Below are 12,869 nucleotides of genomic sequence, written 5' to 3' on the forward strand. Positions count from 1 at the left end.
TTTTGGGCTTTAGTCAAATTATTTTTAGCTGGACGGCCATCATCCCGGTCATTGTCCTGCTCTATTATTTCTTTCGAAAAAAATATACCGATCAAACGGTGTCCTCAACACTTTTTTGGTCTGAAATTATGCAAGAAACTCGGGTTTCTCCATATTTAAAGCATTTACAAAAAAATGCGTTGCTCTATTTGCAATTGCTAGCATTGCTCCTATTAGTGCTAGCACTGATGAATCCGTATGTGAAAAAAAGCACTATTGCGGGTGCGCAGACGATTTTTATCGTTGATACGTCCGCTACAATGCTAGCTGGTAAAGAGCAATCTACATTTGATGCACATAAAAAAGAAATGCAATCATTAGTGAAGCAACTTGACGGACGACCTGTCACATTAATAACAACGGGCAATACGCCACAAGCAGTACTACAGCAGGAAACTAATGTGAAAAATATTGAAAAAGCGATTCAAGATTTACATGTAACGTATGAAACTGCGCAAATGAATAAGGCGCTTGACGTCGCACAAGCGTTTGTTGGTGATACGCAAACATCGATTTACGTCTTTACAGATTCACTCGATAAAAAACAATTGCCAATGGAGAAAGATTCAGTGAAATGGCTCGTATATGGTGCTGAAAAGGGATTAACAAATGTTGCAATTACACGCTTTGCGGCAACGACAGACGGTAAATCTACGATGGCGTTAGTGCAACTACAAAACGATACCGACCAGGAGCATGAGCTGACAATTACACTTCAAAATAATCAAGGTGAAGTGATAATGGACGAGCAAATATCTTTATCAGCGAATGAAGCTACGACTAAAACATTTAAAGATTTACCTTTAATGGATACTATAACAGCGAACATTGATGTGAAAGATGATTATGCAGTGGATAATACACAATCGGTTGTGCTTCAAACTGCAACAGCGAATATCGTTGTCGACCAAAGCATGCATCAACTTATTCAAAAGGGCTTTCAATCTATTAATAATAATGTAAAGATTGTACCGTCATTACAACTAGCGGATAACCAAAATGCTACCATCGTAACAAATCAAACGTCATTACTTCAAAAAATACAAAGACCGTTAGTATTAATTGGACGTGATGATGTTGAAAAAAAGGAAATTAATGGTGAGGTAAAAACAACGAGCGATGCTTTATTTGCATTTAGTGAGTTAAATGATATTTATGTAAGTGCACTGTATCCTGCTTTTGATGGCTATAAAACAATTGCCACAGTAGGTGATAAACCATTTATTCAACGATCACCACAAGGGGATATTATCGTTCTAGCTGATATTGCAGATACGGATTGGCCATTATATCCTTCATTCCCGTTATTTTTATGGAGTGCGGAACAACAATTATCTGAATCAGTAGGGTCTCTTGGCATTTTCGCACCAAATGAGCAACGTTCAGTTGCGTTAGCACAAGGAGATTGGAGTGTCTATTCTCAGGACGATGAATTTTTATCGTCAATTACTAACGGTTTATTAACTGCACCGATGCAGCCAGGTATTTACACGGCTCGCTCAAGTAGTGAAGAAAAACGTCTTATCGTGCAACTACAGGCACCTGAACGTGTGATAGAAGAAGGGACGAGCTATACGCTTGGAGAGCTTCAGCAAAATGGCAAAGAAGAAGTATCAAAGGCTTCATTTGTCCCTTGGTTAATACTCATTATTTTATGTTTGCTTGTAGCAGAGTGGGAGGTGCAACGACGTCGTGGATTTACGAATTGATACGCCATTAGCCTTATTGTTATTAGTGCCATTGTTTATGTACTTTGGGTGGACTTATTGGCAAGAGCGTATGCGCCTGAAAAAAAGTCATCTTGTTGTAATGAGCATTCGTGTAATAGCAATCGGTTGTTTGGTCTTTGCACTCGCAGCGCCCTATATTTTATTACCAGTAAAGGACGAGCAAGTATTATATTTAGTTGACCGTTCTGCTTCGATGAATAACACAGAAGCGGAAATGACTAGTTTTATAGAGGAAAGTTTGAAATCGAAAAAGGATGAACAACTTGCAGGGATTTACTCTTTTTCATCAACTCTCCAAACAGAAGCGATTTTATCGAAATCATTAAAGGAAGTTCCCAAATTTACTGAAGTCAAAGGAACAGACCAAACGAATATTGAGCAAAGTCTTCAACTTGCTACAGGTATTGTCGATCCTAAAAAGGCAACAAGACTTGTTTTACTAACAGATGCCAATGAGACACAAGGGAGCGCACTAGATTTTGCAACGAAGCTAAAGGGCTCCAATATTAGTGTAGATGTCGTTCCATTTCATCAAAGCGTGACGAATGATGTGTCTCTAAAAAGCTTTGTCACACCACAAGTAGCTTACGTAGGTGAACAGCAGCAGCTTGTTACGGAAGTAAATGCTACAGCTGCAGGACAAGGTGAACTATTACTGTACGAAAATGACAAACTCATTCATCGCGAGTCTGTAGAACTTGCACAAGGTTCAAATGTTTTCACATATAAACATACGGCAACTGCAGAGGGGCTTGTAAAATATGAGGCACACGTGCAAGTTGGACAAGATGCTATTTTTGAAAATAATAAATTAACAAGTATTACAATGGTGCAAAGTGAGCCACATTTACTCATTGTTAATGGCTACGATACGACATCACCAATTGCTGCAGCGCTAGGGGCGAATTCAATCTCCTATGATGTGATAGATGCAGCAAGCTTACCAAATGAACTTTCTAGCTATTTGCAATATAACGCTATTATTTTCGATAATGTACCTGGACACTTAGTCGGTGAAGCGAAGATGGGCGTTATTGAGCAGGCAGTCAAAAACTTTGGTGTTGGCTTTACAATGGTCGGCGGTGAAAATAGCTTCGGCTTGGGTGGCTATTTTAAAACGCCGATTGAAACATTATTACCTGTTGAGATGGAGATAAAGGGTAAAGAGCAATTGCCATCGCTAGGACTTGTCATCGTACTTGACCGTTCAGGAAGTATGTATGGCTCAAAATTAGAGCTAGCGAAAGAAGCGGCCGCACGATCAGTTGAAATGTTACGCGATGAGGATACGCTTGGGTTTATTGCCTTTGATGATCGTCCTTGGGAAATCATTGAAACTGGACCGCTTGGTAATAAAGAGGAAGCAGTCGATACGATTTTATCGGTAACTCCAGGTGGTGGTACGGAAATATATAGTTCACTTGCAGCGGCATATGATAGTTTGGCAGATTTAAAATTGCAGAGGAAGCATATTATTTTATTAACTGATGGACAGTCGCAATCAGGCAATTATGAGGATTTAATTGAAAATGGTAAAGAACAAGGGATTACACTTTCTACAGTGGCGATTGGACAAGATGCAGATGGCAACTTACTACAGTCATTAAGTGAAATGGGTAGTGGTCGTTTTTATGATGTCATTGATGAACAAACAATTCCTTCAATTTTATCACGTGAGACAGCCATGATTTCCCGTACTTATATAGAAGACAATCCATTTTACCCTACAATTTATAATGCAACTGGATGGAATGCACTCTTTGCAAATGGTGTGCCACAAATGAATGCATATATTGGTACGACAGCGAAGCAGGGAGCTGCTGTGATTGCCGAAAGCGAGAAGGAAGACCCTGTATTGGCTCAATGGCAATATGGACTTGGTAAAACTTTCGCTTTCACATCAGATTCGACAGGGAAATGGGCTGGTGACTGGGCAAGATGGCAAGGATGGGGATCATTTTGGCAAACAATCATTTCGCAAATGCTACCAAGTTATAATGATGTAGCCTATGATGTACGTCTTGATACAGATGGCTCATTTATCATCACGGACCCGACAAATGAAGCTGCCTTTTTAGATATTGTCGCTGTTGATGAATCTGGCGAGGAGCTTGATTTGCAGCTTGAAACGATTTCTGCTTCGCAAGTACGTGCAGTCGTCCAAGCTAAACCAGGGTTGATTTTTTTCCGTATTGCTGACGAAGAACAGGCGATTTACCAGGCTGGACTAAGCGTACCGTACAGTGCAGAATATGAATTACGTCCAGTGAATGAAACACTTGTCGAGCAACTAACGAAGCAAACTGGTGGCTCTGTCTTGAAAGAACCACAAGATGTGTTCCGTAAGTTCACTAACAAAGGAGCAGAGCGCCAAAATATTGCAACATGGTTATTATTAACGGGGATGCTATTATTCTTCGTAGATATTACGATTCGACGCTTTGGCTGGAGCTTCATAACAAGGCATAAACAAAAAGAAAAGTCTGTAGAAGAAGCAACTGTACAGTCGGAAGACACGAACGTTGCACAGTTATTAAAAGGGATGAAAAAACGCTCTTAATTAAAAAAACGATAGCACATTGCTAAAAGCGTGTGCTATCGTTTTTTTTATAAACATAGCTACTTCGTAATAAGAAGATGCGATGCGGTTTTCTTTAGACTGCTAGCAATCATAATACCAAGAAATGCCCCAATTAAACTAGATGTAAAAAATGCAGGCATAAAAAATAATGCTCCTACGGACGTTCCCATTAATAACTGCGCATATGGTACAGCGACTAATGAGGCAAGGATACCAGTGCCAAATACTTCACCAATACCAGCAAGCCAGTAGTTGCGACTGTATTTATAAGCAAAGGCTGCACATGCCGCACCGATGACGCTTCCAGGAATCGCTAAAAGAGAGCCTGTGCCTGTTAAAATACGAATCAATGATGTAACTATAGCAACGACGATGGAAGGCATAGGACCTAATAGAATGGCACAGATGACGTTGATCGCATGTTGTACAGGATAAGCACGTGCAATGCCAGTTGGAATGGAGACAAAAATAGAACCTGCTACTGCAATAGCTACTAATAAAGCCATCGTAGTTAGTTTTCGAATAGACATGATAGATACTCCTTTTAGTTTTGTGCGATGAATCGCCGATAGAACCCAGTGAACCGCCGGTAAAATGTGACAAATCGCCGATAGCACTTCCGAAATCGCCGATAAAACCGGACAAATCGCCGGTAGACCTCGCAAAATCACCGATAGCACTGTCTAATGAATACAAAAAAGCCGCTTCCTTGTCACGAAAGGAAGCGGCCTTGCATTTTAAATTACACGAAAGCAAGCGTCGCCACTTCCCTCCGCTAGTGTGAACTAGATCAGGTTCAAAGGGTCCGTATATGAGCATATACGTCTCAGCCTTGTAAAGACTCCCCTAGTGGTGTTAAACGATTTAATTTTTCGATAATAAATGTACCATATTACAAATAATTGTCAATGGACTAATTTGCATCAGGCTGCATAAGATGCGGCGCCTTTTTCAATGTCCAAATAAGCGCTAGTAAGAAGCATGTCATTAAAATAATTGCCCCAAATATATACGGGCTGTTCATATTCCAATCGAATAAAAGACCCGCAAGTGCAGGACCAATCATATTTCCAAGGCTCATATAGGCATTGGTAAGTCCAGCGGCTAAACCTTGTTCATTGCCAGCAAGTTTAGAAATCAGTGTGTTGACGGCTGGGCGAATCAGTGTTGTTGCCGTTGAGAAAATCGTTGCGACAACTAAAATAAGTGCGAAGCCAGAAACAAATAATATTAGGAAAATAGCTACAGCAGCAATAAATAAATTGACTAATACAACTTTCATTTCCCCAAAGCGTTTAAAGAGTGGTGTTATGATGAACATTTGCACAACAACACCAAATGCGCCACCGACAGTTAAAATGATCGCAATATCAGTAGGTGTGTAGTTAAATTTGTCTGTCACAAATAATGATAATGTCGTTTGGAAATTGGCGATGCCGAACGAGAACACTAGCATAATAACCAACATAACAAAGTATGGCATTTGGACTGAACGTGCCATCTGCCTCACGAGATTGTCTTGCTTTTGTGCTTTCTGAGCTGCACTTGGTTTTGTAGAAGGTAATAACAACAATGAAAGGATAGAGGCAATAATAGCAGCTCCTCCAGCCATAAAAAATGGGAAATGCAAACTAACTTTAGATAGGAATCCACCAATACCTGGTCCAATCATAAAACCAAGAGACATAGCGGCACCTAACATGCCCATTCCTTTACCTCGTTCTTCATACGTTGTGATATCTGCTACAAACGCCATAATTGGAGGTGCTACAAAGGCAGAACCTAAACCTCCTAAGAATCGAGCAACAAAAAGCATCCAAACGTCTGTAGATAGCCCGAACGAAATTTGCCCAATACCAGTTACAATCAGACCAAAAATAATCAAATTTTTTCGACCATATCGATCCGAAAGATTCCCAGCAATTGGAGAAAAAATGAATTGTGCAAAGGCGAACGTTGCAATTAACATGCCAAGAACTTGTCCTGCTGCACCAAATATATGTAAGTACTTTGGCATAACAGGAATAATAATTCCGATACTCCCCATTGCGATAAACATATTAAACATTAAAATATACAAAGCCGCCTTGTTAGACTTCTGCTGGGTCATCGAATACCCCCCTTTTTTCTATTGAAACATTACTCCAGTCTATCATAAAGAAATATTGCTTGGCTATTGGATTATAGTCGTAGATGAATGACCTGGTGATTGGAACAGAGACATTGTTTTTTCCTATGAATAATACCGTTGATTTCCACTACGGGCGGTCGCTTTCCACGGGTATACTGTAAGCCGCAACCCTCGCTGGCGCGCAGCCTGTTGCGTCTTACGTGTTGTGCGTTCCCGCAGGAGTCGCCGCCCTCCGCTCCAATTAACTGAACATATCGGAAGTGAAATTCTCTATTAGAACTATCAAAAGAAAAAATGACAAAAGACACCAAGTATTTAAACTTTTGATGCCTTTTGTCGACTCTTTGAGAGAGAAAAATATTGTTTTTTCTCTTTAGTATTTATCGAATACTCATTTTAAATTCTAAAAACAATTCATTGTATTTGCCTAAATATTCTGGACCAAGGTTTTTATATACTTCTAATTTTTTGCGTTGCTCCTCGGAAGGGTAGAAGCGCTCATCAGTTACAACTTCTTTATCCATTAAGTTCATCGCTGCAATATTAGGTGTAGAATAGCCTACATAATCAGCGTTTTGAGCACCAGATTCCGCTTTCAACATAAAGTTAATAAAAGCATGTGCACCATCAACATTTTTTGAAGTTTTCGGGATAACCATATTGTCAAACCATAAATTTGAGCCTTCTTCTGGAACAGCAAAGTCTAAGTCTTCATTTTCAAATAACATATCTGCTGCTTGACCAGACCATGTGAGAGCGACAGCCGCTTCGTTATTAATCATTAAAGGTGTAATTTCATCACCGATGATTGCTTTAACGTTTGGTGCGAGTGTAATTAGTTTATTTGTAGCCTGACGTAACTCATGGTCATCTAACGAGTTAAGGGAATGACCAAGACTATTTAAGCCCATGCCAATAACTTCACGTGCACCATCTACTAAAAATACTTTACGTTTTAACGATGGGTCCCATAAATCTTCCCAAGAAGAGAAATCTAAGTCACCGACCAAATCTGGATTATAGACAATACCTACTGTGCCCCAGAAATAAGGAACAGAGTATTCATTGTTATCATCAAATGGTAAATCGAGAAAATACGGATCGATATTTTTAAAATTAGGTATTTTCGTTTTATCTAACGGAAGTAGTAAGTTTTCTTCCTTCATTTTTTCAATCATATATTCAGATGGCACTGCAATATCGTAAGCCGTACCACCTTGTTTAATTTTCGTCATCATTGCCTCATTGGAGTCAAATGTTTCGTAAATAACATGGATACCCGTTTCTTTTTCGAATTGCTTTAGCAAATCAGGGTCGATATATTCTCCCCAGTTAAAAATCGTTAATGTATCTTTACCACTTTTACCACCGTTCGCACTCATTGCGTCAGCAGCGTACATTAAAAGGGCGGAAACGACAAGAATAGCGATAGTAGCTTGAATTAAAGATTTCATTGTTGTCCCCCCGTTCTTTTACTTGTACGGCTAGTAAAGAAATAATAGCCGACTACAACTAATATAGTTACGAAGAATACTAAACCAGAAATTGCGTTAACCGTTAAAGAAATACCTGCACGAGCCATCGAGTAAATTTCAACAGATAATGTACTAAAGCCATTTCCTGTTACGAAAAATGTTACGGCAAAGTCATCCAATGAATAAGTTAAAGCGAGAAAGAAACCTGCAAAAATACCAGGTTGGATATACGGTAAAATAACGCGCATCATGACATCTTTTTTTGAAGCGCCAAGATCTAAAGCTGCATCAATTAACGACTTATTCATCTCTAGCAATTTCGGTAAAACCATAAGTACTACAATAGGAACACTAAACGCTACATGGGCTAATAATACCGAAGCAAAGCCTAGTTTAATGCCAACCATTGTAAATAATATTAAAAAGCTTGCGCCGATAATAACATCTGGACTAACGATTAACACATTATTTAAAGAAAGTAGAGTATTGCGCATTTTCGAATCTTTTACCGTAACAATACCAATTGCTCCTAATGTGCCAATAATTGTCGAGATAAGGGCTGAAAGCAGTGCAACAATTACCGTATTAATTAATATAACGAGTAGTCTTGAATCCTCGAAAACTGCCTTGTAATGGTCCAATGTAAAGGATTGGAAGTTAGTCATGGAATCCCCACTATTGAATGAGTAAAAGACTAAGTAAAATATAGGTGCATACAGGACGATAAAAACAATCGCTAAATACACTTTTGCAGATGTTGAGAGTTTGCTCATCGTACGCGACCTCCTTTATCCTTTTGACCTGTAATAAGCATAATAATCACCATGAATAAAATTAAAAATACGGCAATCGTAGAACCCATGCCCCAGTTTTGCGTCACAAGGAATTGCTGTTCAATTGCTGTACCCAGAGTAATGACACGATTCCCTGCAATTAAGCGAGTAATCATGAATAGTGATAAAGCTGGAATAAATACAACTTGAATCCCTGATTTAACGCCATCCATCGTCAATGGTAATACGACGCGACGGAACGTTGTAAAAGCAGATGCACCTAGGTCGCGGGCTGCGTATATAAGCGTTGGATTTAGACGATCCAATGAGTTGAAAATTGGTAAAATCATAAATGGTATAAAAATATAAACAGATACAAAGACAAAGCTAATATCTGTGAATAGCATTTGCTTCGGATCGAAGCCGAATACTTCAATCGCTGCGTTAATCGGACCATATAAACCAAAAATCCCTATAAACGCGTATGTTTTTAACAATAAATTAATCCAAGACGGAATAATAATGAGCAACAGCCATAGCTGCTTGTGTTTTGTTTTTGTTAAAAAATAAGCTGTTGGGTATGAAATAAGCAGTGTAAAGAATGTTATTAAAAACGCATACCAAAACGAACTAAGTGTCATTTTTAAATAGACAGAAGAGAAAAATGCTTTGTAGTTATTAAGCGTAAAATTGCCATGTAAATCTAGTAGGGAGTAGTAAACAACGAGAGCAATCGGCGCAATAACAAAAAGTGCAATCCATAAAACATATGGAAATAACGCTGATTTCGAAGTTTTAGTTTGCATCTTCGTCATCTCCATAGGATTCTAGACGTTTATCGAACTCTTCCTCAGTTTCATTTAAGCGCATTACATGAATGGCTTCTGGATCAAAGTCTAATCCTATTTCTGCCCCTACTTCAGCTTTTTTCAATGAATGTACAAGCCACTCATTACCTGCCTTGTCATATGTGGAAAGCTCATAATGTACACCACGGAATAATTGTGTATCTACCTTAACAATTAATTTTCCTTTGTCGACTGTTGTAATTTCTAAATCCTCTGGCCGTATGACAATATCGATTTTCTCATTTGGTTTCATCCCTTGGTCAACACACTCAAACACTTTACCAGCAAATTCAACTGTAAAATCTTCTATCATAACACCGTTAACAATGTTTGATTCTCCGATAAAGTCGGCAACAAAACGGTTAATTGGTTCATCATAAATATCTACTGGCGTACCTGATTGTTGAATTTGACCTTCACTCAGTACGAATATTTCATCACTCATGGCTAGAGCTTCCTCTTGGTCATGTGTAACAAATACAAAAGTTTTACCAAGTCTTTGTTGTAATTCACGTAGTTCATACTGCATTTCAGTACGAAGTTTTAAGTCTAGTGCAGAAAGAGGCTCATCAAGTAAAATTACCTCTGGATCATTCACAATGGCACGAGCGATCGCCACTCGTTGACGTTGCCCACCTGACATTTCAGAAATTTCACGATTGCCGTAACCTGCTAAATTGACAAATTTAAGCGCTTCTGACACACGTTCTTTAATGTTGCTTTCAGGAAGCTTTTTAATGCGTAGTCCAAATGCCACGTTTTCAAAAACGTTTAAATGTGGAAATAACGCATAATCTTGAAATACTGTGTTAACTTGGCGTTCATTTGCTGGAACAGTATTAATTTTTTTATCGTGGAAGAATACATCACCTGTAGTAGGTTCTGTGAAACCAGCTATAATACGTAAAATAGTTGTTTTACCGCAACCAGAAGGACCAAGTAACGTATAAAACTTACCTTTTTCAAGCTCTAAGTTAATATTTTGTAGGACGACTGTACCGTCACTATATGATTTTGAAACATTTTCAAAGCGGATAATTGAATTTGTTGTCATTGAAGCGCCTCCTTAAGCTATAAATAAGAATCAGTTGCGACGAGTAAAATTTTTGTCTCATCGTCATGTGCATTAAAAATTTGATGATGATCGGATGCGTCAAAATAGAGCGCATTACCTTCACTAGCTATATATTGTTCATTCCCTAAAACGAGACGAATACGCCCTTTGACAATATAAATAAACGTTTCTGATAGAGATGGTTCGAATTGTTTAAATTCTCCATCAGCAGCAAGTGTCAAAAAGATGGGCTCCATTTCTTTCTCATTTGAAGTAGGAATGAGCCATTGAATTTCATATTTTTTTTCTTCATCTGTATAGGTCGATTGATCTTCCTCAGTGTAGACAACTTTTTGTTCTGTTGCATCATCATCAAAAAATTCCTTAGGCGTCGATCCTAAAACTTCTAATAATGAAAAAAGCGTTTCAATAGAAGGCGAATTCAAATCTCGCTCCAGTTGTGAAATATAGCCTTTACTTAAATCAGTACGTTCTCCAAGCTCTTCTTGGGTAAGACCTTTTTTCAAACGAAGTGCTTTAATTTTTCCTCCAATTTGCATCCTTTCCCTCCTAGAAGAAGTTTAGCAATCATAAACTTTTAGAAAATGAAGTTTACTTTAACGAAACTTTTAGTTTACTAAAAACATTACTATTATACATAATAATAAAAAATTTGCAATCGTTTTAGATGAAAAAAAGTACAAGAAATTTATAGAAAAAATGCATATAAATTTTCGTGCATATTTTTGGATTTTTCCAGAATAAATTTGCGGAAATTAGCAAATAACTAATGTGTAGACATGATTATTTTTTGGGTATTTGACAAATATTTGTCAATGCATATGCGACGATTAGCGTGGCGAAGTGAACTTCGTTGAAAAACTGTGCTTTCTTTGCTATCGTAGAAGACGGTTCGCATGTGCGAATAGAATATAAAACTACATATTATTCGGAGGGATTTATAATGGCAGAACGCATGGTAGGTAAACAAGCCCCAGATTTCACAATGGAAGCAGTACTTGCAGACAAATCTTTTGGTAAAGTATCTTTAGAAGAAATTAAAGCACAAGACAAATGGACTGTATTATTCTTCTACCCAATGGACTTCACTTTTGTATGTCCAACAGAAATTACTGCAATGAGCGATCGTTATGACGAGTTTGAAGACTTAGATGCAGAAGTAATCGGTGTATCAACTGATACAATCCACACACACTTAGCTTGGATTAACACAGATCGAACTCAAAACGGGCTTGGCGATTTAAAATATCCATTAGCAGCAGATACTAACCATGCTATTTCGAAAGAATATGGTGTTTTAATTGAAGAAGAAGGTATCGCACTACGTGGCTTATTTATTATTAATCCAGAAGGCGAACTAAAATATCAAACAGTATTTGATAATAACATTGGCCGTGATGTAGATGAAACTTTACGTGTACTACAAGCTTTACAAACTGGTGGTCTTTGCCCAGCAAACTGGCGCCCAGGTCAAGCAACACTTTAATTTGATTTAGCAAAAGTCCACTACCTATATAAGTACGGGATGAATGTTAGCTAATTCAGTGGGGGTTCACCCCAACTGAATGAAGCGGATGTCACAGATTTTATGAGGTGATTTTCGAGCGTGCTCGAAAAAAATCTGGACGCAATTACGCCAAGACGTGATTGATGCATAAAATAAATAATGGGTCCCCACGATACGCTTGTGGGGATATTTTTTTCTAGGGAGGATTTTTTTATGAAACTTCGTGAACAAATGCCTGAACTTGTAGGCGCAACAACGTGGTTAAATGGTGAAGTAACAAAAGCAGAGCTAGTTGGCGAAAAACCAACATTAATCCACTTCTGGTCAGTTAGCTGTCATTTATGTAAAGAAGCAATGCCAGATGTGAATAATTTCCGTGATCAATATAAAGATGAACTAAATGTTATCGCAGTGCATATGCCTCGTTCTGAAGCAGATACTGATTTAGAGACAATTAAAGCTGTTGCGGCAGAGCATGATATTACGCAACCTATTTTTGTTGATAGTGAAATGAAGCTAACAGATGCATTTGAAAATCAATACGTTCCTGCGTACTTTGTTTTCGATAAAGATGGTCAGCTTCGTCATATGCAAGCTGGTGGAAGCGGCATGAAGATGCTAGAAAAGCGTGTAAATCGAGTTCTTGATGAAATGCGTAACGCATAATTTTAATATTGGAAAGACGAGGATGTTCAAATCCTCGTCTTTTT

General features: G+C 38.3%; 11 protein-coding genes and 1 riboswitch. Of the genes, 4 read left to right on the top strand and 7 right to left on the bottom strand.

Annotated elements, in window-relative coordinates; all coding sequences use genetic code 11:
* The first annotated feature begins 2 nt into the window (after nt 1–2).
* Together ACIP9G_RS18895 and ACIP9G_RS18900 are read left to right on the top strand one after the other, a co-directional pair.
* Entirely contained in the window at nt 3–1,748 is a 1,746-nt protein-coding gene (locus tag ACIP9G_RS18895; RefSeq protein ID WP_401021391.1) for a vWA domain-containing protein, read from the top strand.
* A complete protein-coding gene (locus ACIP9G_RS18900; RefSeq protein WP_401021393.1) occupies nt 1,732–4,329 on the top strand; it encodes a VWA domain-containing protein in 2,598 nt (865 codons plus the stop codon). Before ACIP9G_RS18895 ends, ACIP9G_RS18900 begins: the two co-directional genes overlap by 17 nt.
* Before the next feature lie 59 nt (nt 4,330–4,388).
* Here the strand turns inward: ACIP9G_RS18900 and thiW are convergent, their stop codons facing one another.
* The 7 genes from thiW to ACIP9G_RS18935 form a co-directional block, all read right to left on the bottom strand.
* Nucleotides 4,389–4,880 (bottom strand): energy coupling factor transporter S component ThiW, encoded by a 492-nt coding sequence (gene thiW / locus ACIP9G_RS18905; RefSeq protein ID WP_401021396.1) that lies wholly within the window; start codon nt 4,878–4,880, stop codon nt 4,389–4,391.
* Nucleotides 4,881–5,100: 220 nt separating this feature from the next.
* A riboswitch (TPP riboswitch) is annotated at nt 5,101–5,208 on the bottom strand.
* A 55-nt stretch (nt 5,209–5,263) separates the two neighbouring features.
* The gene (locus tag ACIP9G_RS18910; protein ID WP_401021397.1) at nt 5,264–6,460 is read right to left on the bottom strand and encodes an MFS transporter; all 1,197 of its coding nucleotides are present in this window, start codon (nt 6,458–6,460) and stop codon (nt 5,264–5,266) included.
* 401 nt (nt 6,461–6,861) lie between these two features.
* A complete protein-coding gene (locus ACIP9G_RS18915) occupies nt 6,862–7,935 on the bottom strand; it encodes an ABC transporter substrate-binding protein (RefSeq protein WP_340826112.1) in 1,074 nt (357 codons plus the stop codon).
* Nucleotides 7,932–8,729 (bottom strand): ABC transporter permease, encoded by a 798-nt coding sequence (locus tag ACIP9G_RS18920; protein ID WP_340826109.1) that lies wholly within the window; start codon nt 8,727–8,729, stop codon nt 7,932–7,934. Before ACIP9G_RS18920 ends, ACIP9G_RS18915 begins: the two co-directional genes overlap by 4 nt.
* Nucleotides 8,726–9,535: an ABC transporter permease gene (locus ACIP9G_RS18925; RefSeq protein WP_401009628.1), complete on the bottom strand. Its 810-nt coding sequence runs from the start codon at nt 9,533–9,535 to the stop codon at nt 8,726–8,728. Before ACIP9G_RS18925 ends, ACIP9G_RS18920 begins: the two co-directional genes overlap by 4 nt.
* Nucleotides 9,525–10,631 carry an ABC transporter ATP-binding protein gene (locus ACIP9G_RS18930; protein ID WP_340826105.1) on the bottom strand — a complete coding sequence of 369 codons (1,107 nt, stop codon included), beginning with the start codon at nt 10,629–10,631 and terminating at the stop codon, nt 9,525–9,527. The genes ACIP9G_RS18925 and ACIP9G_RS18930 overlap by 11 nt, the downstream gene beginning before the upstream one ends.
* Before the next feature lie 17 nt (nt 10,632–10,648).
* A complete protein-coding gene (locus tag ACIP9G_RS18935) occupies nt 10,649–11,191 on the bottom strand; it encodes a helix-turn-helix domain-containing protein (protein WP_401021402.1) in 543 nt (180 codons plus the stop codon).
* A gap of 404 nt (nt 11,192–11,595) precedes the next feature.
* On the opposite strand from ACIP9G_RS18935, the gene ACIP9G_RS18940 reads away from it, so the two are divergent.
* Both ACIP9G_RS18940 and ACIP9G_RS18945 read left to right on the top strand, forming a co-directional pair.
* Nucleotides 11,596–12,138: a peroxiredoxin gene (locus ACIP9G_RS18940; protein ID WP_401009626.1), complete on the top strand. Its 543-nt coding sequence runs from the start codon at nt 11,596–11,598 to the stop codon at nt 12,136–12,138.
* 234 nt (nt 12,139–12,372) lie between these two features.
* Nucleotides 12,373–12,825 (top strand): TlpA family protein disulfide reductase, encoded by a 453-nt coding sequence (locus ACIP9G_RS18945; protein ID WP_340826099.1) that lies wholly within the window; start codon nt 12,373–12,375, stop codon nt 12,823–12,825.
* The last annotated feature ends 44 nt before the right edge of the window (nt 12,826–12,869 follow it).

It is taken from the genome of Lysinibacillus sp. NPDC093197 (assembly GCF_044754025.1).
GTDB lineage: Bacteria > Bacillota > Bacilli > Bacillales_A > Planococcaceae > Lysinibacillus.

Coding starts and splice junctions, on each gene's coding strand:
- thiW (WP_401021396.1), bottom strand. CDS start 4,880: ATGTCTATTCGAAAACTAACTACGATGGCTTTATTAGTAGCTATTGCA.
- ACIP9G_RS18910 (WP_401021397.1), bottom strand. CDS start 6,460: ATGACCCAGCAGAAGTCTAACAAGGCGGCTTTGTATATTTTAATGTTT.
- ACIP9G_RS18915 (WP_340826112.1), bottom strand. CDS start 7,935: ATGAAATCTTTAATTCAAGCTACTATCGCTATTCTTGTCGTTTCCGCC.
- ACIP9G_RS18920 (WP_340826109.1), bottom strand. CDS start 8,729: ATGAGCAAACTCTCAACATCTGCAAAAGTGTATTTAGCGATTGTTTTT.
- ACIP9G_RS18925 (WP_401009628.1), bottom strand. CDS start 9,535: ATGCAAACTAAAACTTCGAAATCAGCGTTATTTCCATATGTTTTATGG.
- ACIP9G_RS18930 (WP_340826105.1), bottom strand. CDS start 10,631: ATGACAACAAATTCAATTATCCGCTTTGAAAATGTTTCAAAATCATAT.
- ACIP9G_RS18935 (WP_401021402.1), bottom strand. CDS start 11,191: ATGCAAATTGGAGGAAAAATTAAAGCACTTCGTTTGAAAAAAGGTCTT.
- ACIP9G_RS18940 (WP_401009626.1), top strand. CDS start 11,596: ATGGCAGAACGCATGGTAGGTAAACAAGCCCCAGATTTCACAATGGAA.
- ACIP9G_RS18945 (WP_340826099.1), top strand. CDS start 12,373: ATGAAACTTCGTGAACAAATGCCTGAACTTGTAGGCGCAACAACGTGG.